Below are 25,564 nucleotides of genomic sequence, written 5' to 3' on the forward strand. Positions count from 1 at the left end.
CGGGGTCAGCCGAAATAGGCCGCTCTCACTTCGTCGTTGGCGGCCAGTGCTTGGGCAGTGCCTTCGGCCATCACCCGGCCTTGCGACAGCACATAGCCGTAGTGCGAGATGGCCAGCGTCTGCCGTGCGTTCTGCTCCACCAGCAGTACCGTCATTCCCATAGCGTTGATTTGCTTGATGACGTTGAAGTTTTCTTTCACGTACAGCGGGGATAGTCCCAGCGAAGGTTCATCGATCACCAGCAACTGGGGTTCGGCCATCAGCCCACGACCGATGGAGACCATGGCCTGCTCGCCGCCAGACATCGTGCCCGCCAGCTGGATAGCACGCTCCTTGAGGCGCGGGAAAATGGTGTATACCTTCTCCAGACGCTCGCGGACCAGAGCGCTGTTCTTTTCCAGGAATGCACCGAGAGCGAGGTTCTCAGCTACCGTCATGCGCGGGAAGATCTTGCGACCTTCGGGGATGCATGAGATGCCGCCCGCCACGATCTTGTGCGTCTTTTCTCCTGCCAGGTCGCGGCCGTTCCACAGGATCTGGCCCTGGCGCGGTGGGGTCAGGCCCAGAATGGCGCGAATCAGGGTGCTTTTGCCGGCACCGTTGGCGCCCAGAATGCAGGTGATCTTGCCGGGAGCGACGTCAATGGACACGTCGTGCAATACGTTCACCTTGTCATAGCCTGTGGTCAGGCCTTTTACTGTCAGCGCGCTCATACGGTTTCCTCTCCCAGGTAGGCAGTCTGCACGTTCGGATCGGACGTGATCTGCGCGTAGGTTCCTTCGGCAATCTTTTGACCGTAGTTAAAAACGACGCAGCGGTCGGTGATGCGTTCGATCACGTTCATCTCATGTTCGATCAGCACCACCGTCAGATTGTTGAGCTTGCTGCGTACATCGAGGATGTCGCTCATCAGCGCATGTGTTTCGTCGTGCGTCATGCCAGCCGACGGCTCATCAAGCAGCAGCAGGCGTGGCTGGCTCAGCAAGGCACGGCATACTTCAATGCGGCGTCGGTCGATCATGCTGAAGGTTTCCACCGGCTCAAACATCCGCTCCACCAGCGGCGGGCTGAAAATATTGAGCAGGTCGCGGACCTTTTGCACGTAAGCGTCATACTCCGCACGAAAGGCCTTGCGGCGGAATAGATTGAAGATCAATCCGTGCTGCATGTGCTGGTAGTCACCGATCACAATGTTGTCGAAAACCGTGAGCGGCAGCGACAGGCGTGAACGCTGGAACGTGCGGGCCACGCCGCTGCGGTAGATCTCCTGCGGCGTCTTGCCAAGGACGTTTTCACCCCTGTAGAGAGCGCTGCCACTGCTGGCCTTGTACAGGCCGGTCAGCACGTTAAAGAACGTGGTCTTGCCCGAGCCGTTGGGACCGAGCAGGCCCAGCACTTCTCCTTCAAAAATCGACATGTTGAGTTTGTCGAGTGCCGTGAGGCCACCGAAACGCATCGTCAGGTCTTTGACTTCGACCAGTGTTTGCTTTTGGCTCATCGTGAGGTCTCCTGGCTGAAGAACAGGCGTGTCTTGCGCGGCAGCAGTCCGTCGGGGCGGAACAGGAGGATGACGATCACCAGCGCTGCATAGAACAGGAAGCGGTATTCCTGGATGAACTGCAGTTTTTCAGGCAGCACCAGCACAATCACGGCCGCTGGAATCAGACCCACGGCATTCCCCAGCCCACCCAGAATTACGATCGACAGCATGAGCAGCGAGTCGGCAAAGGTGAAGTTGTTCGGCGCAACAAAGCCCGTGAGCATGCCGTACACACTGCCGGCAATGCCAGCGAAGAAGTTGCCCATCATGAAAGCGATGACTTTCCAGCGTGCAATGTGCAGACCGAATGTGGCCGCAGCCGTCTCGTCGGTGCGCACCACGTCCATACTTAGACCGATCCATGAGCGCTCCAGTGCCTTAACGATCAGGAAGATGCCGCCGCACACCACCAGGCTCAGTACGGCATAGCTCACATAAAACGATGCCTCATGACCGAAGATCGAGAAGGGCTCATTGAGAGAGTGCCCAAACAACTTCATGCCCGGAACCTGCAAGCCTTGTGGCCCTCCCAGTACGTCGTTCACTTCGATGAAGGTCTTGAACAGGATGCCAAAGGCGATGGTCACCAACGCCGCATAGTGCCCGCGAGTGCGTAACACGGGGGTAATCAGCACCGAGCCAATGACTGCCGCAATCAGGCCGGAGATCACCACGATCAACAAATGCGGGATGCCCGTGTGCGTGGCCAGGACTGCAGTGGCATAGGCACCGATGCCGAAGAAGGCCGCGCCCGCAAAGTTGGCCACCCCCGAAAAGCCAAATTGCAGCGTGAGGCCGAGGCCCGCCGTCGTGTAGAGAAGCACCGCGCAGATCATGAGCAGCACGAAGTGCTGGTCATAGAACAGCGCAATCAGCGCGAGGGTAGAGCCCGCCGCCCAGATTTGAGCCAGTCCAGGGCGTCTGGCTCCTGCGGCTTCAATCCGTCCGGCGATACCTGTCTTTCGTGCGATGACCACAACGATCGCCGCCACGGCGAGCAGTATCGCGATACCGATCTGTGTTTCGGCATGCAGAAAGAGCCACATATAGATGGTCGTGGCGATGCTGACAAGGGCCAGTACCATGGCCGGGTTGCGTATTGGTCTGGTCATGGTGTTACACCCGCTCACTGGATTTTTCGGCGATCAGGCCCGTTGGTTTCCAGGCCATCAAAATGATGACCACCGCAAAGGCGAAGACGTCCTTGTATGCGCTCGGGATGTTGGGGATCAGCGCTGGCAGAGCCGCACTGCCGAGGACCTGCAATGCCGCGAACAAGAAACCGCCGATGATGGCACCGTAGATATTGCCCAGGCCGCCCAGAATGGCCGCGGCAAAACCGATCACGCCCAGCAGCAACCCGACGTTGAAGTTGATTTCGTTGTAATAAAGGCCGTTCATCACGCCAGCAAGAGCGGCCATGGCGGAGCCCAGCGCAAAGGTGAGCAGCACCACCGCTTCGAAGTTGATGCCCATGAGACGTGCCGTCTCGCCATCCTGCGCGACGGCACGAATGGCCATACCCAGACGGGTACGTGTGATGAGCAGATGCACGCCGACGATTACGGCGGCTCCGGTGACCAGAAGAATCAGGTTGTCCACACGCAGGGCGAAATTGCCCAATTCGATGACATTCGACGGCAGCAGACGTGGAAACGGCTTGGGGTTGGATCCATCCGGATAGAAAAGGCGCACGGCCTCACGGATGACTGTGCCCAGCATCAGTGTGGCCAGCAACGTATTGAGCGGCGGCGCTTTGCGCAGCGGCAGGATCAAAAACTTGGCGATTCCGGCGCCGAGTACGCCAGTCACGAAAATGGCACAACCGACCACGGCAACCAGTTGAAGCCATGGCGAGCTGATGTCTAGCATGGTCATACCAATGGATGCCGCCAGACCGGCGAAAGCACCGACCATGAGCACATCGCCGTGCGAAAACTTGATCACGTCCAATACGCCGAAGAACAGCGTAAAGCCAACGGCGACCATGGCATAGATCATGCCAAGCATCAGGCCGTTGAATATGTATTGCCCCAATTCGCTCATTGTGTTCCCCTGTCATGCTGTGGACAGCCTTGGCTGTCCACAGCAGCCTCTTTACAGACCAGCCAGTTTCTTCTTGCCGGCGGCATATGCGCTGTCTTCCCAGACAACCCATTTGCCGTTGTCCACCACGTACTTGGTAACGAGCGGTACAACGTTCTGACGGTGGTCGTCAAAAGTCACCTTGCCGATGACGGTGTCAACGTCCTTGGTGGCGTTCAGCACGTCACGGACCTTCTTGCGGTCCGGGCCTACCTTTTCCACTGCGTCCATGATCAGGTTGGCTGCAGCGAAGGCGAACGGGCCATAGGCCTCCGGTGGCTCGCTGTACTTTTGTCGTTGGTACTTCTCGGAAAAGAACTTGCCGCCCGGCAGCTTTTCAAGAGGCGCCCCCTCCAGGAAGGACAACGAGCCTTCGGCAAGCTCTGCGCCAACACCCTGAACATAGGCGTCGGACATGACGCCCGAGGTACCTTGGAACTGTGCCTTGATGCCTAGTTTGTCCATCTGTGTGCGGATGCGAACGCCCAGGGGCGCGAGGCCACCGAAGTAGATGACGTCGGGCTTCATTTCGCGTATCTTGGTCAGCTCCGTCGTGAAATCCTGCTGGTCTGCCGTAACGCCAAAGGTGCTAATCACCGTGCCGCCATTTTTCTTCAGGAATTCGCTGAAATACTTGTTGTGACCCTTGCCGTAGTCGGTTGTGTCGTGGATCACGGCCCACTTCTTGTAGCCGAGGCTGGTGACGAACTTCGCGGCTACTTCGCTCTGATTGATCATCGTGCCGTTCACACGGTGGACTTCCTTAAAGTCGTTGGCGTAGGTGATTTCTGGCAGCACTGCGCCCCAAACCACGGCCGGCATACCGAAACGGTTGTAGACACCCACCGTGCCCATCGCCACGGCGGAGCAGAAATGCGTCACGCCCGCAACGATGTTGCGATCCGCCGCCACCTTGGTAGCGACCTGCACACCGACGTTGGGACGGCATTCATCATCCTGCGTCACCAACTGGTAGGTGTATTTCGATTTGGGGTCTGCGTTGCGGAGCTGAACTGCAAGATCGGCAGAGTTGCGACCACCCAGTCCGATGGCAGATACGCCACCCGAGAGAGGACCCACGAATGCGATCTTGACGACATCCTTGGCTGCGACAGGAGCGCTGACCAAAAGCAGGCTGGCGGAGGCGGACAGCATCGCGGCCGCAATGACGGAATGTTTCATTTGCACCTTTTCCCCTTCGAAGTAGTTACAGAATTTAATTCAAGTCTGTTGATCCCGTATGCGCATTAAGTGCATGGAATTCAAGTGACTTGAATTTTGACGAGCAAACATCATGCCAGCGGCTCTTTGAACGATGAATGCTCGGAAACCCTGCGTTTCGCAGCACGCCATGCTGCGGGCTCTACAGGGAAAACATTGGGAAATGGCTGGTTGCCGAAGAGGTACGGGGGGGCAGGTTGGGGGCGTGGACGTGGCGCTACGACGAACCGTGTGCCATCGCGGTGCAGGATGTTGCCCTGTGATGGTGATGAGGCACGGTGTGTGTGGTTTAGTTTGCCGGGAACTCTGAGGGATGTTCAGCCTGACCGTTGGCGAACATGGTGCCGCAGAACCCTCAACAGAATTCGGGTCCGTGGTCCAAGATCGAGCAGGACACGCGGCGCTATGTGATGCGCGCCCAGGGCGATGTGTTCGTCATCACCGGACCCGTCTTTGAACCCGGCAGCCCAACCATCGGTGCCAACCAAGTGCGCGTGCCGACACACCTCTTCAAACTTGTGTACGACGCGACAACGCAAAAGGCATGGGCGCATTGGCGAGCTAACGCGGAAGATGCCCTTGCCGGGCGCCCCATCAGCTATGGCGAGCTGGAAAGGCGAATCAGGATGGAACTATTGCCGGGCGTGCCACTGCGGTAAGGTCTTTTACGCATGCGGCTGGTCTATGTGAACAACGTCCTCAAAGACAAGTTGCTTAAAGCGGATCTCGACGCCGAGCCGCCAAAAAAGATATTTAACTATCGTTTTCACCAAAAACGATAGTTAATTTATCCTGCGCATCGACCAAAAGACACAACGCTGGGCCCCACCACTACTCTGATGAAGACGCTCGCCAACTTCGCAGACACCCTTTCCGAGGCCAAGCGCTCTCAGAAAATCACAGCCAAAGAACTCGCGCAACGGACCGGACTGTCTGCGCTCGCGGTACGGCAGATCCTGTCGGGAACGAGTGCACCACGGATCACCAATGCGATGGCGTTGGCGCAGGAATTGGGGCTTGAACTGGTACTCGTTCCAACGGTAGTGGCAGATGGCCTTGAGCGGCCGCTCAAGAAAGCGGGGCGTACAGTGGTTACCGACATAGAGATGATGCTGGGTGTCCGGGCCGATGGAATCGACTAACAAGGCGAAGGCCACGTGTAGTCCGGTACTGCGTCACGTCGCAATTCCATTGACAGGACTGGTTGATGGTCGTGTGCAGACCCTGCAAGCCAGTGATCCGAAACTCTCGGAGTTGCTCAGCACGCGAGCAGGCACGATGCCGAAGTGGCGCAATCACTCGTGATTAACGGCCTTGACGCTGAACACAGCGCTCGACGACAGGGTCAGTTGGCATTGCGGAGGATGTGAACTTGCAAGGCGGGAAACCGATCGCCAGGCGACGCGGTATGCGCTGGTTCTCGGGTTACACGAAAAATCCCTCGGGATATTCGAACCATATCTATGCCCTTGTCGGAAGCCTAATCCGCAATCTGCTTGCGCGCAGCGCGCACGCCCATCTTGAGCACCTCGCGCACCCGCTCCAGTTGCGCAGCGCGGGGCGTCACCTCACCCGTCTCCCAATTGTAGACACTCACCATCGAGACGCCGAGCAGCCGGGCCATCTCTTTCTGGGTCATGTGAAGTGCCTGCCTCTTGGCAATCAAGGCTTCATGGCTGAAGGTGAATTGGCGTCCACCCCGCACTTTGCCCCCTTCGGATTCCTGGGCCCCTGACGTCGCTTGCTGGCTGTCAGAGAGCGCATTGGACTGTCCTAGAGCAGCCTGCTGGCGCACAACGATGGTTGCAGCTTTCTCCTGTGCCTTTGTCAGGGCATGCACCTGGGAGGTCAGCGCCTTGAGATCGCGTTTGAGTGCGGCGATCTCGGAGCGCTGTGCAGTGACCGTTTTGCGCAAGGTGCCCAGTTCACCTTTGATTTCCTTGCGTGCCATGCGCAGGACTTCGGAGCGGAAGACGTCGGAAAAAGTTGTAATGGATTCAACTCGGTTTTGTCAGTAGCGCAAGCGTAGCAGGCGCCAACAAAAAACCGCCCGACGGCTGCAGCACTTGGGGCGGTGGGTTGGATGGGGGCGTAGCGGCTTACTTGCTGGCTTTCTCCGCCTTGCGTTTGGCGGCCTTGGGATCGACCACGGCCTTGAACTTGGCACCAGGCACGAACTTGGGCACGGTGGAGGCGGGGATCTTCAGTGCTGCGCCGGTGGCGGGGTTCTTGCCGGTACGAGCGGCCCGCTTGACGGCCTTGAAGGTGCCAAAGCCCACCAGCTGCACCGCATCGCCTTTTTTCACGGCGGTCTGGACGGTCTCGATCAGGGTTTCGAGGACAGCGTTGGCGGCCGTCTTGGACAATTCGCTCTTGGAAGCAAGGATTTCGACGAGTTGGGCGCGGTTCATGTTAGGTGGCTGATGCAAGTTAGTGAAGCACGATTTATAGCCGATGCACGCTCCCATGACCGTCAAAGCGACAGGCAATCGGCTCGGTGCTCCTGCACCATGCGAACGGCACGCTCGCGGACCTCGGGGGAGAACTTCTGTTACTTGTTCATGGCCCCACAGTAGTGTCCGGTTTATTTGAGGTCAGCCGACCGCGAAGCCAGTGCTGAAGCGGGTTTTAAGCGATTCATGGGTGTCCACGATTTGAATTTCGATCAGCCGATTTGCGATGCTTGCGGGTTTGACCGACCCGGAGTGACGCATGAACGTGGGCAAGACGCTGTTCGCGCAGGTAATGGAGTACGTGCCATGGAAGACCTTCGGGCGCATCATCGAGCGCCACCAGGGCGATGCGGGCGTGCGCACGCTCGGTTGCGCCGACTTGTTTCGCATCATGGCCTTCGCGCAACTGACATGGCGCGAGTCGCTGCGCGACATCGAGGCCTGCCTGGCCGCCAATCAAACCAAGCTGTTTCACATGGGGATGAAGGCGCCGCCCGCGCGTTCGACACTGGCCGACGCGCTGAACCTGCGCGACTGGCGCATCTACCACGCACTGGCACAGCGGCTGATCGTGCGAGCCAGAGCGCTGTACAGCCAAGAGCCCTCGGTGCTCGAACTGGACGCCAGCGTCTATGCACTGGACTCCACCACCATCGATCTGTGCTTGAGCCTGTTCGACTGGGCACCGTTTCGATCCACCAAGGCGGCCGTCAAGCTACACACGCTGCTGGACTTGCGCGGCGCCATTCCCGCCTTCATCCACATCAGCGATGGCAAGCTGCACGATGTCAACCTGCTGGACATCCTGCCGGTGGAGGCTGGGGCCTTCTACGTGATGGATCGCGGCTATGTGGATATCGCGCGGCTGTACGCAATGCATCAGGCCGGCGCCTTCTTCGTCACGCGCGCCAGGCGGGGCATGGATGCCAGGCGCGTGTATTCGTCTGCGACGCAGCGCGATACCGGCGTGATCTGCGACCAGCGCGTGATGCTGGGTGGCTTCTACTCGGCCAAGGCCTATCCGGAACATCTGAGGCGCATTCGATTCAAGGACCCCGAATCGGGCAAGACACTGGTGTTCCTGACCAACAACACGGCCTTGCCAGCGCTGACGATTGCCGCGCTGTACCAGAGCCGCTGGCAGGTCGAACTGTTCTTCAAGTGGATCAAGCAGCACCTGCGCATCAAGCGTTTCCTGGGCACCAGCGAGAACGCGGTGAAGACGCAGATCTGGTGCGCCGTGGCCACCTACGTGCTCATCGCCATCGTCAAGAAGGAGCTTCACCTGAATGCCTCGCTCTACACATGTCTACAGATCCTGTCTGTCTCGGTCTTCGAGAAAACTGAGATTTCATGCACCTTGCGGCCAGATCGGCCCCAAACAGAACCACCGAGCGCCGCTAACCAATTGATTTTGTTCGACATTTAACCGGACACTACTGCGAAGATCTTTAGATTTACTACGTACGCAGCTATGGTTTTATTTTTCCTTGTGAGAGGTGGCGCTCTATGCGGCCACCGCCGCCAGATCCGGCACGGTGTCTGACTGCGTGGGCACGCATGCCGTAATAGCCTGCGCCACGCGAAACGCCATGGCATCTGCATGCGCAGGGGCCACGCTCTGCACCGATAGCGGCCGCACGTCGGCGCTAAAGCCGCTGGGCACGGCCACGCCGCACCAGCCCAGCTGGTTCACAAAGCGGGTGAGCACGGTCGAGGCCACATTGGTGTCGACCTCGGCGACGGCGGGTGGGGCGAACGGCATGGTGGGCATCACCAGCGCATCGCAGCCCGCCATGGCGCGGCGCACGGCTTGCAGCATGGCTTCGCTGGTCAGGCGGCGGTGCACGTACTCGGTAGCGGTCATGCGACCGGCCAGCAGACGTTTGCGCACCGGCGCGCTCACCAGCGATTGCGGGTCTTCCGCCAAGGCACCGCGCACGGCGTAGGACTCCGCCCCCATCACCGGGGCGTTGCTGGGCACCGCCAGCATGGCCAAGGTGAAGGGCAGCGTCAGCGGCACCAGCGTGGCACCTTGGGCTTGCAGGCCTTGCAACACATGGTCGTAAGCGGCCAGCACATCGGCATCGATACCGGTGCGGTCCGCATCGGTCAATACGGCCAGGCGCAGGCCCTGCACGCCAGCGTGCAACTGCGCGCCCACATCGTCCCACGGTGTGGTCCAGGTGCTGGGGTCGGCTTCATCTTCGCCTTGTGCAGTGCGGGCAAACAGCACAGCGTCGCCCAAAGTGCGGCACAGAATGCCCACGCAATCGAGCGAAGGGCACAAGGGCGCCACGCCGTGCACGCTAATGCGGCCCGGGGTGGGCTTGTAGCCCACCAGCGCCTGCCATGCGGCGGGGCCACGCACGGAGCCACCGGTGTCCGTGCCGAGTGCCCACGGCGCCAAACCCGCTGCCACGGCCACGGCCGAGCCGCTGCTGGAGCCCCCGGGAACCAGCGCTTGCGTACGCGACCATGGGTTGAGCGGCGTGCCCATGCTTTCGTTGATGCCCCAGCTGCCGTAAGCGAACTCTTCGGTATGGGTCTTGCCCAGCACGATGGCGCCAGCCGCCTCCAACTTTTGCACCACGGTGGCGGAGCTATCCACCATATCGCTGGAGGTGGTGAGCGAACCCAAACGCGTGGGCAGGCCTGCCACATCCATCAAATCTTTGACGGCCAATGGCACGCCTTCCAACGCACGTGCAGTGCCATCGCGCCAGCGTGCATCGGCCAACTTTGCGGCGGCACGGGCACATTCCGCATCGGTGCAGATGTAGGCGCCATATTGGTCATCCAACTGCGCCATGCGCGCAAGATAGGCATCGACCACAGTGGAGGGCTGCAGCGTGCCAGCGGCATAACCGTCCAGTAAATCTTGCACGCTGCTGTGCAGCGGTGAGAACGCGTGGGATGCCATGGTGTCAATCCTTTTCTGCCAGCAGATAACTCTGGAACACGCCCACGTGCACGTCGGCCGCTTCGCTGCCGTTGGGCCACAGCTCTTGCGAGTCAAAGCATACGTCGTAGGTCGGCTCAAAGAAGCGCAGATCGCCATGGCCTGCCGCGTCGGGGTAGGGGTAGGCGGGCGAGATACCGACCACCACGCCTTGCTTGCCCCGGATGTAAGCAGGCATGCGGGTATGACCAGCCACAAATTCGTTCTTCACCCGCACGCGCTGGCCAATGGAAAAACCTTCGCTGGCTTCCGGCAGGCGGCCGGGTGCGGCTGGGCGCGAGAGTTTGACTGGGGCACCAGCTTCTGCTTCGAGTTGCTCCGCGGTGATCAGGCTTTTTTCCACGCACAAGGTGGCAGCGGTGGTGAATACGCGCTCGAAGTACGAGGCGTTCACATAGTGCAGCGGCTCCATGCGTTCAATGCCGTGGCGGTATTCGTCCATGTTGTAGACGCCTTTGCCCACCAGTGCGCCTGAGATGGCATTGATCTTGATTTCCCAAGCTTGATGAAACGACTTGGCATCCGGGCTTTTGATGACGGGCCCAAAGCCTTGGGTGCCACCGAGGTCATGCATACCGTCCATGGCTCAAACTCCTTCCGAAGCAGTGGTGATGGCGGGGGCGAATGGGGCCTCCAAGCGGGCGGCGCCAATCAGGCAGTCTTGCGTGACCAAGGTCGCCAGTTGCTCCTCGCTCCAACCGTCCGTGCCTTCAGGGCGTGCGGGCAGCACCATGTAGCGGGTGTCGGCGGTGGTGTCCCACACTTTCAGGCGCATGGACTCGGGCAACTTCAGACCCATCTCGCCTAACACGGTGCGTGCTTCGCGCACGATGCGGGCGCGGTATTCCAGGTTCTTGTACCAATCGGGCGCCATGCCGATGATGGTGTAGGCCGTGCAGGAGCACAGTGAGCAGCAGATGATGTTGTGCAGCTCCGAGGTGTTTTCCAGCACTACCAAATGTTTGTGGTGTTTGGGGAAACCAAACCCGAGCGATTCCGCAGCTGCGCGGCCATCGGCCAGCAGTTGGGGTTTAAAGGCCGGATCAGTCCATGCCTTCGCGACTAGTTTGGCCCCGTTGTCGGGGAGCCACTGGTGCATCACCAAATCTTCGTAATCGGAGATGGTGTGGTCATCGACCAGCCCGAGGTCTTTGGTTAATACGAACAAGGCATCAACCCGGTTTTCGATAGACGCTTGGTGTTGCATGGTGGTTCTCCTTTTTTATGGCGCGATCAGCCGCGCACCTTTACCGATTTCCAGTCGAAGTTCGACGTTGCCAATTCCTTGTCGACGGCGGCGGCCAGATCGACACGTGCCAATTGGCTGGCCTTGGGGGCACGTGGAAGCAACTTTTCTGCCACACCCCATTCGCCCATCTTGTCCATGTTCTCCAGCGCCTTGGGGCTAAGTGCCGCCTTGATGGCGCTCAGCTTCTTGGCGCTCCAGTGCGGGTCGAAGCTCGAAGCGGCCTCAATCACTTCCAGTGGAATGTTTTTGGCAGGCTCGAGCGAGCGGAACCAGCCGTTGGTGAGTTCATGGTTGTTGGCCGCAAAGAACAGTGCTTGCGACTGTGCACGCAAGAAGCGTTTGATGGCCTCAGGGTTTTTGTCGAGGGTGCTGGTCTTAGCTTGCGCAATCATGGCGGGAGAGAGGTTGTGCGAAAGCACATGGGCCATGCCCGCGTGTTCGAAGTTGGCCACCCATGGGTCCCAGATGAAGAATGCTTCGATCTTTTGCGCGCGCACGGCATCTGACAGCTCGGTCGTGGCAATGTTCACGAACTGCACGTCTTTGCCCACTTGCAGGCCCGCCTTGCGCACCGCTTCTTGGGCGTTTTGGTATGCAGTGATGCCGAACAGGCCGTAGATCTTTTTACCCTTGAGTTCGGCCATCGACTTGATGCCCGAATTCTTGGTGACCATGATGGCCGAGCGGAAAGTGCACTGGTGTGCAAATGGCACCACGGGAACGCCGGCCGCCATCAGCGTCACGGCGCCGAAGTCAGAAACGATCCCGATATCCGAAGCGCCGCTGACCACGGATTCGCTGATCGCAGGCGTGTTGCTCAGTTGGATCAGGTCCAGCTTAAGGCCATTGCGCTCCGCGATGTCGGTGTTTTTGAGCGTGTGAACCATCTGGGCACCCACGGCGACGGTGTTGGTCCAGCTGATGCGCAGGGTGTCCGTGCTCTGGGCGCGGGCAATCATCGGGAAGGCCAGTGCACCGCTGGCGGCAACGCCCATGGCACCAAATTGACGACGGCTGATCATGCTTTTTCCTCTTCTTCTTTCTGCCACTCGGGCTTCAATGTTTCCCACAGTTCATTGACTGTGGATACGAACCATGGATCTGCGCGCACCTCGGAAGTGCGGGGGCGTGCCAAGGTCACATCGACTTCTTGGCGCACGCGGCCTGGGCGGGGACTCATGACCACCACGCGGTCGGCAAGGAATACGGCTTCGTCGATACCGTGCGTGACGAACACCACGGTCTTGCCGGCCTCGTGTGACAGGCGTGCAATCTCTTCTTGCAGCATCACGCGCGTTTGAGCGTCGAGAGCTCCGAAGGGCTCATCCATCAAGAGAATCTCGGGGTCGGGTGCCAAGGCACGTGCAATGGAGCAGCGTTGCTTCATACCGCCGGAGATTTCGTGGGGCAGCTTGTTTTCAAAGCCGGACAGGCGCACTTTCTCTAGCAGCCCGCGCGCAATGTCGGCACGCTCGGCTTTGGGCATGCCATTCGCCTTCAGCCCGAACTCCACGTTTTCTTGCAGCGTCATCCAGCCAAACAAGGCGTAGTCCTGGAACACCACGGTGCGCGACGCATCGGGACCCGTGATTTCGCGGCCGTTTTGCAGCAGCACGCCTGAGCTTGGCTTTTGGAAGCCGGAGATGATGTTCAGCAGTGTGGATTTACCGCAGCCCGAGGGGCCGAGCAGCGAGATGAATTCACCCCGGCGGATCTGCAGGTTTACATCCTGCAAGGCCACTACGTCGCCGCGTGCGGATTGATAGACCTTGGACAGGTTGGAGATATCGATATGGATGTCGGGTTGCTTCATAAAGGGGGCTCCGGTGGGAATCACAATCAGCTCAATGACGCTCTGAGGGCGCCCAAGCGTTGATGCGGCGCTCCAGGCGTTCCAGCGAGGCAGACATCAAATAGCCCACCATGCCGATGGTGGCCATGCCGGCGACCACGTTCTGGATCTGGAAAACTTGGCGTGATTGCTGGATCAGATAGCCCAGACCACTTTGTGCGGCGATCAGCTCTGCCGTCACCACACACATCCAGCCCCAGCCCAGTGCCAAGCGCAGGTTGGGCATCACGATGGGCAGCGAAGCCGGAATGAATACATCGCGCATCAGCATCCAGCGGCTCGCGCCGAGGCACTTGGCAGCGTTGACCAGGTTCATATCCAGGGAACGCACGGCGGTGTAGGCGCCGAAAAACATGGGGAACACACATCCCAAAAACACCAGGAAGTAAGCCGAGGCATCGCCAAGACCAAACCACAGGATGGCGATAGGCACCCATGCCAGCGGAGGGATAGGGCGCAGCGCTTCAATCACTGGGCGCACCAGGTCTGCCGCGGGCTTCCATACCCCACACACAAAGCCCAGAGGCAGGCCTACGCAAGCGGCAATCAGGTAGCCCATGCCTACGCGTTTGAGGCTTTCAATCAAGTGTTCCCATAAGCTGCCGTCGGAGGCCAGCTCGATCAAAGCTTGCACAGCCTCCGCCGGCGAAGGCAGCATGAAGTCGTTGACAAAGCCTCCTTTGGCCATCAATTGCCACAGGCCGACCGCGGCGGCCAAGCCGATCACATTGCGTACTTTGGTTTTGGAAATCATGGGTTCTCCTCTGGATACAAATTCAGTCGACATAGGGCGTGGGTTCGCACATCTGCCATATGCCGGCAAACATCGCGCGCATCAGGCTGGCGTACTCTTCGCTGTCAATGACCATGCCGTAGCACTCTTTGCTCGATGACAAGAGCGCCACCGAGTTGCCGTAAATCACAAATGTCATGGCCAGCACCATGTCTGGGGGCGTGTACCGCACCTCGCGCAGCTCTCGATGGCTGGAGGGCCAGACCTGATAAAGATCCTTGGATTGGGTGCGGACTACTTTCAACAGCTTGTTGCGCTGGACACGCTCAGTCAGGTAGTCATGTATGCGATCCATGCCGGGGTGGACCGAAAGCTCCTCCATCGAGAAGCACGACAGCAACTCCGCGCTGTCACCGGACAGGGAGTCCCAGAGTGCGGTTTCGATCCCTTCGGAGCCTTCATAGAACCGGATGTTTGGTTTGCCCTGCGCGCGATGAAACAGTGCCTTGAGCAGTGGCAGCGTTTCATTCAGTCGCTGGCGGCGGCTCTCATGCTGCTCAAGGAGGACAGAAGGGTCGATCGCGGACACCACGCGGTTGCGCAGCTCGCTGGAGACGTGGACCAAACCATCGCCGTGCAAGCGTTCGATGGCGTCATATACCGTGGCCTTGGGTAAGGCGGTGTGGCCGATCACTCGGGAGATAGGTACAGGTCCGAGCGCGACACAGGCGAGATAGACCTTGCCAACATTGCCCGTGAGGCCGATGCGCTCTAAGTTTGATTCGATCACTGCCAACCCCTCCCTCTTGTGATGACCGCACGGTCGATTTGCCGTGGTCGGTTATTTCCATCTATGCAGGTTTCATGCCAGTAGGTTCCAGAGAGCTTGCGGCTTTTGGCTATTGGTGTGTCAAATATCTCTTTTAAATATCAATCACTTATTGATATTCTGTTTTCGGATCTTGTTTTTTGAGTGTGGTTTGGTGGTCGGACTTTTCCGACCAACACTTTGTTGGTGCATTGCGCATGTTGACGCACCAAGGACACGCAGCATTCGCTTCGAGCGGGGTGCTTTGCATGCACTGATTTGAAGCCGGTGGTGCTATCCAGTGGTGCGGTCAGGCGATGTGGTGTGTGGCCGAGGTGATCGCGTACCGCAATCCGTTATGCGCTGAGCGCCACCGGGTCGGAAGCGCCGATAAGATGCGGAGATGGACACACAAATTGACGCAGTGCAGCCCACGCGGCACTGGCCCTCTCGTTTTTGGTCGCAGGTTTCTGCGCGGGACTTTGCGTTGGCGCAAACGAATGGACTGGCGGCCGCGACGGTGGCTGTGTTGCCTGTGGGAGCGGTGGAGCAGCATGGGCCGCACCTGCCGCTGTCGGTGGATGCCACGCTGCTGCAGGGCGTGATCGACGCCGCCCTGCCGCTGCTGCCCGCTGATCTGCCCGTGCTGTTCCTGCCGCCGCAGAACGTGGGCCTGAGCCCCGAGCACATCCGCTTTCCCGGCACGCTCACGCTGTCGCCCGCCACGGTGATCGCGCTGTGGACCGAGATGGGCGAATGCGTGGCGCGCGCCGGGGTGAAAAAGCTGTTGCTGTTCAACGGCCATGGCGGCCAGGTCAGCGTGATGGACGTCGTGGCGCGCGAATTGCGCACGCGCTGCGGCCTGCTGGTGTACAGCGCCAGCTGGTTCAGCCTGCCGCTGCCCGATGCGGTGGCCGGCCAGTTCAGCGCCGAGGAGCACCGCTTTGGCATCCACGCGGGCGAAATCGAGACCTCGATGATGCTGCACCTGGCGCCCGACACGGTGCACATGGAGCACGCGCGCGACTTTCGCTCCACCTCGCAGGACCGCGCCGAGCGCTACGCCATCCTGGGCAACGGCAAAAGCGCCAAGCTGGGCTGGCAGATGCAGGACTACCACGTCGATGGCGCAGTGGGCAATGCGGCCGCCGCCACGGCCGACAAGGGCCGCGCGGTGGTGGACGCCGCCGCGCAGCAACTGGTGCGGCTACTGCAGGAACTGCACGATCTGCCGCTGACCACCCTGGTGGAGGGCCCCGGGGGCCTGGCCGAATGATGAGAGTTTTGGGCGGTTTTGGCCTCTAGCAGGCTGCTGAAATACTCCCTGCAGTCGCTCTCCAACTGACGCCCTGCCAGGACAATAAGAGGCAACCCAATCGACCAGACAGACGAGCCATCCATGCGCGGAGCCGACACCTTCACCGAGAGCCTGTTCACCATGCGCCACCTCGATGACTTCGTGCCCGCAGACACATCGCTGCCTTTCGGATACGGACCTGCAAACGCTTGCAAATCAAGTGCAATTCATCGGAGCCAATATACATCTCGAAGCTTGAGGTTTCACCATAAGCGAAAAATGAGAGGAGCTCAAAAAATTAGCGCTATCGCAAATCTGAAAAAATACTGACCTTGCCTTGTTTCCGCGCACATCAAGTCATGCAGCCAAGCAGGCGTTCTCCCATGGCACGGGGCGAGGTGAGCGGTCGGCCAACGATTGTGACCTGATCATCAGCCTACTCACCAAAGAGCAACTGCTGAAAATCCTCGGAAGGTTGAACCAGCTCCTTGATGTTCAGAATGCCAGTGATGGTGAGCATCGAGCGGCCCGACGCCAGCTTGCGTTCGACTTGGACTTCGCACCTGACTGTTCGATGATGGAGTTGCGCCATCTCTAGCGCCTTGATAGCGCGCATATCGTCAGAGGTGTTCAGGCAGAACGTGGCTTCTTCTGCCCCTGAGACAAACCCCGGCGCGTCCTTCCAGGCAAATATTTCGCCACGGACCTTTCCATCCTTCTCGTCGACCCCACGGGTCGGCACGAATTCGACGATAGTCTGATCGGAAACCAGAACCTCTTGAGGGACGTGTTCCGCAAATCCGCCGATGGCAATTACAGCCTCCTGCGTTTCCATTGACATCTCAGGCGAGCGCCCTTGGCGCAGCATTTGCTCAGCCATGTCCGGGTTTTGTGCACGCTCTAGTTCCTGGCTAATCTCATTGATGCTGGGCCCTCTTCCCGCCTTGAAGGCCTCAAGTACGTTGCTAACGCGTTTGCTTGCGTCGACCAACTCCTGATCAGCAAGTTTGCGTAGCCCCGAGAGCAGGTCCGCCCCCTTGGCCTTGGCGGAAGCTCTTGACAGTACATCAGGCTGTTGCGGCAGAACATAAAGAACGGCTAGTTGCTGCAGATCAGCCGACACGCAGGGAAGGTAATCAACCACGCGTTGCTCCCTCATGATCAAGCTGACCCGACGAGAAAGACGATCAATGTGAGAGGGAAGATCAATGACTGGTACCCAAAGAGCACTTGGGCTGGCGCCTTTGACCAGTGCACCGATCTGAAATCGCCCGGCAGCGATCTCTTTTTTTACGTAATCAATTTTCGGATTCATCATTTGCTCCTTTCAGTTGGCAGAAAAGTGGCGATCGCTGCGGCGCGAAAAACATATCGGCTGATCTCCCCCACTGTTCGGGGAGACACTGCGGCAGTCGTTGCTGGTTGGACGTGAACGCCCCACCGATTTGGGGAAGCAGAGACACGGAGAACTAAGCCAACTCCCGTTGCATTGAGCTGGGACCGCAGAGCGTTGCGCTGCTGCAAGTCCAGGTTTGCGGGCGCAGCGATGAACACTTTCCAGCTGTCGGGCAAGCACCTGGCGAGCAATTCCGCGGCCAGAAGCGATGACGCTGAAGACGTGAACTGGCCGAACCCGCGATCGTTGAAGTGATTGATGATCAAGGCCAAGTCGCCGCCCTTGTTTTGTCGGAGCTCTTGGAGCTTTTGCCAACAAAGCACGGCGCGATCCGAGGAGAGCAGGGTGGGGCGTCGATTGCTATGCTGACTAGCAGGATCCGGATGAAGTGGGCGGCCCAATCCAGCCGCGACAGCGCGGAGCGAAGCTCGAACATCGTCGTTGTCCGCTCCGGTGAGCACTTGAGTTTCGCGAGCGCTGAGCCCGTACCAGTGCCACAGAGTGGCCCACGCCAGCGATGCCGCGCGAGTGCGCGGAGACTCGACGGTCAGCTCAGGCATCTTTGGTGCTAGCTCAGGCTCCGGAATGGATGACCACAGCGGCTCGATCTGGGTCCGTAGAAAATTCCAGCTAGCGCGGTGATCAGTGACTGGCGCATGTTCGCGATGACGTGCCACGTCGAAAGTCTGCACAGTTCTTCCTGTCACGAATGCCATGAACCTCGAACTGATATCCAGGCGGGCCTCGGTCTGCCGCAAGCGCAGAGACAGCCGAACGGAGGCTCCAGCGTCGTAATACTGCTGTGTCGTCGCAAATGTGGTGGAGTGCCTGGCGCGGCGCACCGCCAGAGCCATCGCGCGGCTCTTCTCGTGCAGCTGATTTGCTGTGTATGCCGGTGGTTCGAGCCATTTTCCAGTCGTCAAAGCTGTCAGCATTTCGGGCAGAGGCGCCACACCGTGTGTGACAGCAGAGGCTCTCAAATCCCTCAAGGTAAGCGTTGGTACTCCCGTTGCGAGCCGAAGTGCACGGACGATCATCGCTTCCATGTCTGGGGCGATATCGGCATCCTCGTATGCGAAGAGTGGAGCGGTGAGCCTCTTACCCAAGGTGCGAGATTGCAGGTGTGCAAGGCTTTGTTGCATAAATCGGCCATAGGCCAAGGCATCCCCAATCCCAAATAGATTTACGCAGCAGCGACCGTCTGGGGCGTGCCCAGATCGGTAAATTGATTGAGGATTGAAGCTCGGATGTGCAGCTCGGTCACCTGGCGCTCAAACGTCCTGGCCATGACCTTCTCGCCCAGGCGCTTGAAGCAATTCATCTTGGTCTCCACCAGTGACCTTCGGTGGTAGCCGCTCCAGCGTTTCCAGATAGCCCGCCCCAACTGCCTACACGCCTTGACCGCTTCATTGCGGTGAGCAAATGCCAGCCCTTTGCGCAGCTTCGCTCCTTTGCGCGGCGGGATGATTGGAATGGCTCCCCGCAGGTAGCACGCCTTATGTACATCCTGCGTGTCGTACGCCCCATCACCGGTAAAGCTAGCTATCTCTTCATTGCTTGGAATTTGACCTAGCAGGTCTGCTGCCATGGGCGAGTCGCCCACTTCATTGGTTGTTACTGCGATGGCCCGAATCTGCAGTGTCTGGGCATCAATACCCAGATGCACCTTGCGCCACTGGCGGCGCCGCTGTGCGCCGTGCTTTTTGGTTTTCCACTCACCTTCGCCCAAGAACTTGATGCCCGTGGAGTCGGCCAGCATGTGCAAGCCTTTGTCACTTGCACGGTAGCGCACCTGCACATCCAAGCTCTTTTGCCTGCGACAGACCGTGCTGTAGTCGGGCACTGGCCAATCCAGGCCTGCCATACCCAATAGCGACTCAACCAGGCCCAGTGTCTGGCGCAAGGGCTGGCCAAACAAGCACTTGATGGTCAGGCAAAACTGAATGGCCGCATCTGAGAATTTTTGGCAACGACCACGCTTGCCCGTGGGCTGAGCTAGCCACTGCATATCCCTATCGAGCCAAATGGTCAGCTCACCTCGCGCCTTCAACGCTGCGTTGTAAGCCTTCCAGTTCGTTGTGCGGTACTTAACCCGACCCCAGCTCGTCTCTCTCATCTCCCGAGCCTACATCAGCTGCGACCGGCATTTGTGCAACAACGCCCCTCGAGGAAGACCGGATCAATGTCCTGCCAACAGGTGCCGACGGCGCCGGCGTTTAACCCCTATCCCCGATTAGTTCAGGTGGGGGAGTTTGAGGTGGCCATAGGCGGGGGAATTTGGGTGGCCATCGGGGGCTGTACGAAGACCGATTCACACTGCCCACCCATGGGGGCACAAAATGACTGGGGTTGAACCTTGGGTCCCGGCCTCAACCGGGGGGGCCTCCGGCGGCCTGGCAGGGGCCTGAATCAAAAAAATAGAATTTACGCAGCAGACAATTTCTGAAACCGCCTCGCACACAGAAATTCTGACACTCCCGTCTGGTTTCAACCTTAAGGCAATGCTGAACAAGTAACGTCATATCCATCGCACAGCCATTTGAATGCCAAATGGCCCGCAAAGATACTGTGCTTTGCCCCACAGGGCCTGTTTCGGGAGCCTTTGAGCCCCCTTCGGACCCTTACGGGCGCACCTGTCCCTGCAGGCGCCCTCGGGCGAGGTAGATGTTGGCCAGCGCCAAGGCCGTGAACGCACGCGTGGCGTTCTTTTGCAGCCCGCGATAGCGCACCTTGGTGAATCCCCACAGGCGCTTTACCACCGCAAAGACATGCTCGACCCGAGCGCGCACCCGTGACTTGTTGCGGTTCTTGGCCCGCTGAACTTCGTCCACCTCGCCCGCACGGCGGGTGCGCTGGTTGGTGAAGTCCTTGGCCCTGGGGGCTTTGCTCGCTATCAGTGTTTTCTGGCTGGCATAGGCCGAGTCGCCGTACACGCGCCGCTCATTGCCATGCAGCAGATTGGGCAGAGGGTGTTTGTCATGCACGTTGGCCGCCGTCACCACGGCGCTGTGCGCCAGCCCGCTTTGGCTGTCCACGCCAATGTGCAGCTTCATGCCGAAATACCATTGCTGGCCTTTGCGTGTCTGGTGCATATCGGGGTCGCGCGCCTTGTCGGCGTTCTTGGTGGAGCTGGGCGCTGCGATGATCGTGGCATCCACGATGGTGCCGGTATTGACCTTGAAGCCGCGCTCCTGCAATTGCTGGCCTACCTTGGCAAACAGGGCTTCGCCCAGTTTGTGCTCATGGAGCAGTTTGCGAAACTTCAGCAGCGTGGTGGCATCGGGCACCCGTTCACGACCCAGGTCAATGCCCGCAAAGCGGCGCAGACTGGCACTGTCATACAGAGCCTCCTCGCACGCCAGATCGGCCAGGTTGAACCAGTGCTGCAGGAAATGGATGCGCAGCATGCGCTCAAGGCCAATGGGCGGGCGGCCGTTGCCTGCCTTGGGGTAGTGCGGCTCTATCACCTGACACAGAGCGGCCCATGGCACTATTGTCTGCATGGTCCGCAAGAACTCTTCGCGTCGGGTGGGCTTGCGCGAATGCTCGAATCCGTTGTCTTGATCTGCGGCCATTGCCAGGGTCTGCTGCTTCATCTGCGGATAACGTTTGACCCCCCTCAACGGTGGACCTTAATCAGCGTTGCCTTAACTGCCACTGCCACTGCCACTGCCGCAATCGCCTGACCCGAACGACCTCCAGCTTGAACTCCCGCGTGTACTTTGTACGCACCTGCTTGTCGCTCATCTCTGAGCTCCTCATCGGTATTTTCAACAAGGCTAAGAACGCCCCTTTTCGGGGGCAACCTCAATCGACAACTGGGCAAAAGTTTGTAGTGTTTTACGCCGATATTGCCAGTCAAGACAGAGAAAAAAAGTATTCACAACGAAAGCTTCGTGATACCAAATTGATTGAGCAAATCATCCCGGTCCAATTCGAACCGTTTTCCAGCATCGTACAGCCAATCACGCAGATGTGCGTTGGTGCCCATGAGTTCGTTTTTGAAGATTAAGTGATAGTGTCCCTTGGATGGCACGGCGAACGGAACGGGGACCACCAGCCGCCCGCTGACGAGTTCGTCGTAGACCAGGGCGATGCGTCCCATGGCGATGCCCTGGCCGCTCAGTGCGGCGACGATAGCGAGTTGGGACAGGTTGAAATGCACGCCGTTGTGTTTGGGGGGCGTTTCTCCCATGCCTTCCAGCCATGTATCCCATTCCACGGTGGGTGGGGCGTTGTGCCATGCACTGGAGTCGTGCAGCATAGTGTTGGTGGGGATGTCGTGCATGCTGCGGATCTCAGGATGGCGCTTGAGGAAGTCCGGTGAGGCGACGGGAACCAGCCATTCGCTCAAAAAGCGATCCGCATGCAGATCCGAGTAGTGACCTGGGTCGAAGCGGATGCCTACTTGTATGCCGCTCACACTCATGCCGACGCGATCGAGGCTGTGGAACTCACCGTAAATGCGCACCGACATGCCTTCCTGCTCGCGCAGCAGATCACCCACGCGCGGTGTCAGCCACAACATGGCGAACGATGGCGAGCAGCTCAGATTGAGCGGTGCATCCTTGCGCATATGGGTTTGCCGTAGTTTGTCCACGGCCTGATTGAGTGATTGAAATGCCTGCCCGGAAACCAGTGACAGACGCGCGCCTTCGCGTGTGAGCGAGAAGGTCTTCCCCCCGCGATGCAGCAGCGTCACGCCCAGATATTCCTCCAGCTTCTTGACCTGCTGACTGATAGATCCCTGTGTCACATGAAGTTCATTCGCTGCGATGGTGAAGCTGCCGTTTCTGGAAACTGCGTCAAAGCACCGCAGCCAAGTGAGCAAAGAAGGGGAGAGTGAATTTTTCATTAGCAAAACTAATAATAAGATTGACACTATTGACTTGCCACTTATTGGTGGTCGTCAACAAAATGGACCAACAAGCAATTTCGCGCAAGCCAGCGCCAAGTGCGCTCAGTTCCCAGGGGAAATTACTGATGTTGGGATATTTGTGTGATGGGTCGAGTCAGTCAGCCAAGCTCTGGATCAATCCGGAGCATGGTGGAAAAGCGGTAGGTGTGATTGATGTAAATATTACTATCAATGATGTGCTTGCCGCTGAGCAGCGGCTCGCCCGTTTTGCGCCTTTGCTGGAAAAATTGTTCCCCGAGCTGGAGAAAAGCAACGGTATCGTCGAGTCCCCTGTGGTGACCTTGCCCGCCGATGTGGTGGCCAAGGGCGCGGGCAGCTACGGCCATTTCTGGGTGAAGGCAGACCACCAGCTCGCGGTCGCTGGATCGGTAAAAGCCCGCGGTGGTTTTCATGAGGTACTGGAGTTCGCCGAAGGCGTTGCTCTCAAGCATGGACTGCTCAAGGACGGCGATGGCTACGAGGTGTTAGCGTCGAGCATGGCAAGAGACTGTTTTGCGCGTTATGAAGTGGCTGTGGGATCGACCGGCAATCTCGGCATGAGCATCGGGATCATGTCGGCGGCGCTGGGCTTCAAGGCCTGCGTGCATATGTCAGCGGAGGCCAAGGAGTGGAAGAAGCGCTTGCTGCGCAGCCATGGTGTGATGGTGCATGAGTATCCGGGCGACTACGGGCAGGCGGTTGCCATTGGCCGCGCGAAGGCAAGCGGCAATATGTTTGCGCATTTTGTCGACGACGAAAAGTCGATCTCGCTGTTCTGCGGATACGCGGTTGCGGCGCTGCGTCTTCAGCGTCAATTAGTCGATCTGAATGTACGAGTGGATGAGGAGCATCCACTGTTCGTCTACATCCCTTGCGGCGTGGGTGGTGCGCCCGGCGGAGTCTGTTATGGCCTCAAGCATGTGTTCGGTGAGCATGTGCATTGCTTCTTCGTGGAACCAGAAGACTCATCCTGTTTTCTGGTGCGCCTGCAGCATCCTGATGAGGAGGGCATCAGCATCTACGACGCAGGGCAGCACAACAAGACCATTGCCGATGGGCTGGCTGTGCCGCAAGCCTCCGAGTTGGTCTATCCGTTGATGCGCACGCGTCTGGCAGGCATGGTTGTTGCTGCCGATGAAAGCATGTTGGTGGACTTGTGGCAATTGAAGAGCATCGCTGGTTTGAAGGTTGAACCTTCGGCTGCCGCAGCGGTGAGCGGTCCTCGTGCCTTGCTGAGTACCGAAGCGGGGCAGCAGTATCTGCAGGCCAACGGACTGGAGCCATTCATGTCCACTGCCAATCACATCGTATGGACCACGGGCGGCGCATTGATGCCAATCGATGAGTTCGAGCGCTTGTTCGCTCAAGGCCAGCAACTCGCAAGCAAATCACTCGCCGTTGGGCCGAATGCTGCTTGAACTGTGTTTCCAAAGACGTTTGCGCACACCATTTTTCAACCAGGAGGATGAGACCATGACCCGAGCTTTCCATCATTTGAGCAAGGCCGCGATAGCGGTGTCGTTGGTGACCTGCGGACTGATGTCCGTGGCACAGACCAAGACCACGATCAATGCGGTGATGCACTCGCCCCTGCGCGTGCTGGACCCGATCATCACCACGGCGCACATCACGCGCAATCACGGTTATATGATCTATGACACCTTGCTCGCCACCGACAAGGACAACAAAATCCGCCCCCAGATGGTGCAGGACTGGAAGGCTTCTGATGATGGCCGCACCTACACCTTCAAGCTGCGCGATGGCTTGAAGTGGCATGACGGCGCTGCTGTGACTGCCGAGGATTGTGTCGCATCGATTAAGCGCTGGGCCACGCAGGACAAGATGGGCCAGTTGCTCACCAGCGAAATGACGGGCATGAAAGTGGTGGATGCGTCCACGTTCCAGATATCGATGAAGGAGCCCAGTGATCTCGCCGTGCGTGCGCTGGCCAAGCCCAGTGGCGTGGCGCCGTTCATGATGCCCAAGCGTATTGCGGACACGCCGCCAACACAGGCGATCACGCAGTACATTGGCTCCGGTCCGTTCAAGATGGTCATGGCCGAGTTCAAGCCTGGCGTGCAGGTGGTCTACGAAAAGAACACGGACTACGTGCCGCGCGCAGAGCCCGCAAGCGGACTGGCTGGCGGTAAGAAGGTGCTGGTCGATCGCGTGAAGTGGATTGCCACACCGGATGCGATGACCTCGGTGAATGCCCTAGCCAACGGCGAAGTGGACTATCTCGAGCAGGTGCCTTTCGATCTGGAGCCCATCGTCAGCGCGAACAAGGACATCATCATCAAGGTGCTGGACCCTCAGGGCTACCAGACCGTGATGCGCATGAATTTCCTGCACGCGCCGTTCAACAACAAGAAGATCCGCCAGGCCGCCATGTATGCGGTGGGGCAGGAGCCGGTGCTGCAGGCGGTGGTCGGCAATCCCAAGTACTACAAGACCTGTGCAGCGGTGTTCGGCTGCGAAGGCCCCTATGCCAGCCAGGAGGGCGCGGATGTCACCATCAAGGCCAACCCTAAGAAGGCGCAGGAGCTGCTCAAGGAGGCTGGATATGACGGCACTCCGGTCGTGATTCTGCAGCCTACCGACACGCCTTCGGTGAACTCTCAGCCGGTGGTGATCGGTCAGGCGCTGCGCGCGGCCGGCTTCAAGGTAGAGATGCAGGCCATGGACTGGCAGACGGTAGTGACGCGCCGCGCCGTGCAGGCTCCGGTGAAGGAGGGCGGTTGGAACATCTTCGCCACCAACAACGTGATGGCCGAAGCGTCCGATCCACTGCGCGCATTCGGTGTTGCTGCGAACGGCAAGGGGGCATGGTTCGGTTGGCCTGACGTGCCGGAGATCGAGCGTCTGCGCGTGGCGTTTTCGCGCACTCCCGACGAAGCCAAACGCAAGGAGTTTGCTGGCCAGATCCAGAAGCTGGTGATCGATGAAGGCGTGTTGCTCCCCATGGGCCAGTACTACGTGCCCGCCGCTTATCGCAAGAGCCTGAGCGGTGCGCTGGAGTCGCCCGTGCCGGTGTTCTGGAACATCCAGAAGAAGTAATTAGGTCTCAGGCA

The 25,564-nt window shown here is 59.0% G+C and carries 24 protein-coding genes and 1 pseudogene; 6 read left to right on the forward strand and 19 right to left on the reverse strand.

Going from position 1 to position 25,564, the window contains the following annotated elements:
* Positions 1–5 precede the first annotated feature (5 nt).
* The 5 genes from BDD18_RS20285 to BDD18_RS20305 are packed head-to-tail and all read right to left on the reverse strand — an operon-like array spanning position 6 to position 4,780.
* Positions 6–713, reverse strand: a complete 708-nt coding sequence (locus BDD18_RS20285; protein WP_142085492.1) for an ABC transporter ATP-binding protein — start codon at positions 711–713, stop codon at positions 6–8.
* Complete coding sequence (locus BDD18_RS20290; protein ID WP_142085494.1) at positions 710–1,498, reverse strand: ABC transporter ATP-binding protein; 789 nt, start codon at positions 1,496–1,498, stop codon at positions 710–712. Before BDD18_RS20290 ends, BDD18_RS20285 begins: the two co-directional genes overlap by 4 nt.
* A complete protein-coding gene (locus BDD18_RS20295) occupies positions 1,495–2,625 on the reverse strand; it encodes a branched-chain amino acid ABC transporter permease (RefSeq protein ID WP_142085714.1) in 1,131 nt (376 codons plus the stop codon). The genes BDD18_RS20290 and BDD18_RS20295 overlap by 4 nt, the downstream gene beginning before the upstream one ends.
* Before the next feature lie 31 nt (positions 2,626–2,656).
* Complete coding sequence (locus tag BDD18_RS20300; RefSeq protein ID WP_142085496.1) at positions 2,657–3,586, reverse strand: branched-chain amino acid ABC transporter permease; 930 nt, start codon at positions 3,584–3,586, stop codon at positions 2,657–2,659.
* 51 nt (positions 3,587–3,637) lie between these two features.
* On the reverse strand, positions 3,638–4,780 hold the full coding sequence (locus BDD18_RS20305; protein WP_420837342.1) for a branched-chain amino acid ABC transporter substrate-binding protein: 1,143 nt from the start codon (positions 4,778–4,780) through the stop codon (positions 3,638–3,640).
* Positions 4,781–5,175: 395 nt separating this feature from the next.
* Between BDD18_RS20305 and BDD18_RS20310 the strand changes: the two are divergent.
* A pseudogene (locus BDD18_RS20310) lies at positions 5,176–5,505 on the forward strand (DNA/RNA non-specific endonuclease); the annotation flags it as partial.
* A gap of 180 nt (positions 5,506–5,685) precedes the next feature.
* Entirely contained in the window at positions 5,686–5,988 is a 303-nt protein-coding gene (locus BDD18_RS20315) for a helix-turn-helix domain-containing protein (protein WP_142085502.1), read from the forward strand.
* Positions 5,989–6,326: 338 nt separating this feature from the next.
* Here BDD18_RS20315 and BDD18_RS20320 read toward each other — a convergent pair whose 3' ends face one another.
* Together BDD18_RS20320 and BDD18_RS20325 are read right to left on the reverse strand one after the other, a co-directional pair.
* On the reverse strand, positions 6,327–6,797 hold the full coding sequence (locus tag BDD18_RS20320; protein WP_244939169.1) for a helix-turn-helix domain-containing protein: 471 nt from the start codon (positions 6,795–6,797) through the stop codon (positions 6,327–6,329).
* Between the two features lie 148 nt (positions 6,798–6,945).
* Positions 6,946–7,314: an HU family DNA-binding protein gene (locus tag BDD18_RS20325; protein WP_276491249.1), complete on the reverse strand. Its 369-nt coding sequence runs from the start codon at positions 7,312–7,314 to the stop codon at positions 6,946–6,948.
* Between the two features lie 244 nt (positions 7,315–7,558).
* Between BDD18_RS20325 and BDD18_RS20330 the strand changes: the two genes are divergently transcribed.
* Entirely contained in the window at positions 7,559–8,728 is a 1,170-nt protein-coding gene (locus BDD18_RS20330) for an IS4 family transposase (protein WP_142085508.1), read from the forward strand.
* Between the two features lie 78 nt (positions 8,729–8,806).
* Here BDD18_RS20330 and BDD18_RS20335 read toward each other — a convergent pair whose 3' ends face one another.
* From BDD18_RS20335 to BDD18_RS20365, 7 genes are read right to left on the reverse strand one after another with little or no spacing between them, the layout of a single operon-like run.
* Complete coding sequence (locus BDD18_RS20335; protein WP_170207436.1) at positions 8,807–10,222, reverse strand: amidase; 1,416 nt, start codon at positions 10,220–10,222, stop codon at positions 8,807–8,809.
* Between the two features lie 4 nt (positions 10,223–10,226).
* Positions 10,227–10,844, reverse strand: coding sequence for a nitrile hydratase subunit beta (gene nthB / locus BDD18_RS20340; RefSeq protein ID WP_142085512.1), 618 nt, complete (start codon positions 10,842–10,844; stop codon positions 10,227–10,229).
* A 3-nt stretch (positions 10,845–10,847) separates the two neighbouring features.
* Positions 10,848–11,468, reverse strand: a complete 621-nt coding sequence (locus BDD18_RS20345; protein ID WP_142085514.1) for a nitrile hydratase subunit alpha — start codon at positions 11,466–11,468, stop codon at positions 10,848–10,850.
* Positions 11,469–11,494: 26 nt separating this feature from the next.
* On the reverse strand, positions 11,495–12,532 hold the full coding sequence (locus BDD18_RS20350; RefSeq protein WP_142085516.1) for an ABC transporter substrate-binding protein: 1,038 nt from the start codon (positions 12,530–12,532) through the stop codon (positions 11,495–11,497).
* Positions 12,529–13,323 carry an ABC transporter ATP-binding protein gene (locus tag BDD18_RS20355; RefSeq protein ID WP_142085518.1) on the reverse strand — a complete coding sequence of 265 codons (795 nt, stop codon included), beginning with the start codon at positions 13,321–13,323 and terminating at the stop codon, positions 12,529–12,531. The genes BDD18_RS20350 and BDD18_RS20355 overlap by 4 nt, the downstream gene beginning before the upstream one ends.
* A gap of 31 nt (positions 13,324–13,354) precedes the next feature.
* Entirely contained in the window at positions 13,355–14,116 is a 762-nt protein-coding gene (locus BDD18_RS20360; RefSeq protein WP_211360848.1) for an ABC transporter permease, read from the reverse strand.
* Positions 14,117–14,138: 22 nt separating this feature from the next.
* Positions 14,139–14,885, reverse strand: a complete 747-nt coding sequence (locus BDD18_RS20365; protein ID WP_244939179.1) for a TrmB family transcriptional regulator — start codon at positions 14,883–14,885, stop codon at positions 14,139–14,141.
* Positions 14,886–15,306: 421 nt separating this feature from the next.
* Between BDD18_RS20365 and BDD18_RS20370 the strand changes: the two genes are divergently transcribed.
* A complete protein-coding gene (locus BDD18_RS20370) occupies positions 15,307–16,179 on the forward strand; it encodes a creatininase family protein (RefSeq protein WP_142085524.1) in 873 nt (290 codons plus the stop codon).
* 457 nt (positions 16,180–16,636) lie between these two features.
* Here the strand turns inward: BDD18_RS20370 and BDD18_RS20380 are convergent, their stop codons facing one another.
* From BDD18_RS20380 to BDD18_RS20400, 5 genes are all read right to left on the reverse strand, one after another.
* Complete coding sequence (locus BDD18_RS20380) at positions 16,637–17,515, reverse strand: hypothetical protein (protein WP_142085528.1); 879 nt, start codon at positions 17,513–17,515, stop codon at positions 16,637–16,639.
* Positions 17,515–18,738, reverse strand: a complete 1,224-nt coding sequence (locus BDD18_RS20385; protein WP_142085530.1) for a hypothetical protein — start codon at positions 18,736–18,738, stop codon at positions 17,515–17,517. Before BDD18_RS20385 ends, BDD18_RS20380 begins: the two co-directional genes overlap by 1 nt.
* 41 nt (positions 18,739–18,779) lie before the next feature.
* Positions 18,780–19,712: an IS5-like element ISAav2 family transposase gene (locus tag BDD18_RS20390; RefSeq protein ID WP_142082744.1), complete on the reverse strand. Its 933-nt coding sequence runs from the start codon at positions 19,710–19,712 to the stop codon at positions 18,780–18,782.
* 505 nt (positions 19,713–20,217) lie between these two features.
* Positions 20,218–21,192, reverse strand: a complete 975-nt coding sequence (locus tag BDD18_RS20395) for an IS5 family transposase (RefSeq protein WP_125958922.1) — start codon at positions 21,190–21,192, stop codon at positions 20,218–20,220.
* Positions 21,193–21,476: 284 nt separating this feature from the next.
* Positions 21,477–22,451, reverse strand: a complete 975-nt coding sequence (locus BDD18_RS20400; protein ID WP_142085532.1) for a LysR family transcriptional regulator — start codon at positions 22,449–22,451, stop codon at positions 21,477–21,479.
* 62 nt (positions 22,452–22,513) lie between these two features.
* Here BDD18_RS20400 and BDD18_RS20405 point away from each other — a divergent pair, with 62 nt between their 5' ends.
* Positions 22,514–23,911 carry a D-serine ammonia-lyase gene (locus BDD18_RS20405; protein WP_420837343.1) on the forward strand — a complete coding sequence of 466 codons (1,398 nt, stop codon included), beginning with the start codon at positions 22,514–22,516 and terminating at the stop codon, positions 23,909–23,911.
* 121 nt (positions 23,912–24,032) lie between these two features.
* Complete coding sequence (locus BDD18_RS20410; protein WP_420837344.1) at positions 24,033–25,550, forward strand: ABC transporter substrate-binding protein; 1,518 nt, start codon at positions 24,033–24,035, stop codon at positions 25,548–25,550.
* Positions 25,551–25,564 lie beyond the last annotated feature (14 nt).

Origin of the sequence: Acidovorax temperans, assembly GCF_006716905.1 — a bacterium.
In the GTDB taxonomy this organism is placed as follows: Bacteria; Pseudomonadota; Gammaproteobacteria; order Burkholderiales; family Burkholderiaceae_C; genus Acidovorax; species Acidovorax temperans.

Bases quoted from the DNA above. Each gene is read 5' to 3' on its own strand.
- BDD18_RS20285 (WP_142085492.1), bottom strand. From the start codon at position 713: ATGAGCGCGCTGACAGTAAAAGGCCTGACCACAGGCTATGACAAGGTG.
- BDD18_RS20290 (WP_142085494.1), bottom strand. From the start codon at position 1,498: ATGAGCCAAAAGCAAACACTGGTCGAAGTCAAAGACCTGACGATGCGT.
- BDD18_RS20295 (WP_142085714.1), bottom strand. From the start codon at position 2,625: ATGGTACTGGCCCTTGTCAGCATCGCCACGACCATCTATATGTGGCTC.
- BDD18_RS20300 (WP_142085496.1), bottom strand. From the start codon at position 3,586: ATGAGCGAATTGGGGCAATACATATTCAACGGCCTGATGCTTGGCATG.
- BDD18_RS20305 (WP_420837342.1), bottom strand. From the start codon at position 4,780: ATGCTGTCCGCCTCCGCCAGCCTGCTTTTGGTCAGCGCTCCTGTCGCA.
- BDD18_RS20315 (WP_142085502.1), top strand. From the start codon at position 5,686: ATGAAGACGCTCGCCAACTTCGCAGACACCCTTTCCGAGGCCAAGCGC.
- BDD18_RS20320 (WP_244939169.1), bottom strand. From the start codon at position 6,797: ATGGCACGCAAGGAAATCAAAGGTGAACTGGGCACCTTGCGCAAAACG.
- BDD18_RS20325 (WP_276491249.1), bottom strand. From the start codon at position 7,314: ATGGGAGCGTGCATCGGCTATAAATCGTGCTTCACTAACTTGCATCAG.
- BDD18_RS20330 (WP_142085508.1), top strand. From the start codon at position 7,559: ATGAACGTGGGCAAGACGCTGTTCGCGCAGGTAATGGAGTACGTGCCA.
- BDD18_RS20335 (WP_170207436.1), bottom strand. From the start codon at position 10,222: ATGGCATCCCACGCGTTCTCACCGCTGCACAGCAGCGTGCAAGATTTA.
- nthB (WP_142085512.1), bottom strand. From the start codon at position 10,844: ATGGACGGTATGCATGACCTCGGTGGCACCCAAGGCTTTGGGCCCGTC.
- BDD18_RS20345 (WP_142085514.1), bottom strand. From the start codon at position 11,468: ATGCAACACCAAGCGTCTATCGAAAACCGGGTTGATGCCTTGTTCGTA.
- BDD18_RS20350 (WP_142085516.1), bottom strand. From the start codon at position 12,532: ATGATCAGCCGTCGTCAATTTGGTGCCATGGGCGTTGCCGCCAGCGGT.
- BDD18_RS20355 (WP_142085518.1), bottom strand. From the start codon at position 13,323: ATGAAGCAACCCGACATCCATATCGATATCTCCAACCTGTCCAAGGTC.
- BDD18_RS20360 (WP_211360848.1), bottom strand. From the start codon at position 14,116: ATGATTTCCAAAACCAAAGTACGCAATGTGATCGGCTTGGCCGCCGCG.
- BDD18_RS20370 (WP_142085524.1), top strand. From the start codon at position 15,307: ATGGACACACAAATTGACGCAGTGCAGCCCACGCGGCACTGGCCCTCT.
- BDD18_RS20380 (WP_142085528.1), bottom strand. From the start codon at position 17,515: ATGAATCCGAAAATTGATTACGTAAAAAAAGAGATCGCTGCCGGGCGA.
- BDD18_RS20385 (WP_142085530.1), bottom strand. From the start codon at position 18,738: ATGCAACAAAGCCTTGCACACCTGCAATCTCGCACCTTGGGTAAGAGG.
- BDD18_RS20390 (WP_142082744.1), bottom strand. From the start codon at position 19,712: ATGAGAGAGACGAGCTGGGGTCGGGTTAAGTACCGCACAACGAACTGG.
- BDD18_RS20395 (WP_125958922.1), bottom strand. From the start codon at position 21,192: ATGAAGCAGCAGACCCTGGCAATGGCCGCAGATCAAGACAACGGATTC.
- BDD18_RS20400 (WP_142085532.1), bottom strand. From the start codon at position 22,451: ATGAAAAATTCACTCTCCCCTTCTTTGCTCACTTGGCTGCGGTGCTTT.
- BDD18_RS20405 (WP_420837343.1), top strand. From the start codon at position 22,514: ATGGACCAACAAGCAATTTCGCGCAAGCCAGCGCCAAGTGCGCTCAGT.
- BDD18_RS20410 (WP_420837344.1), top strand. From the start codon at position 24,033: ATGTCCGTGGCACAGACCAAGACCACGATCAATGCGGTGATGCACTCG.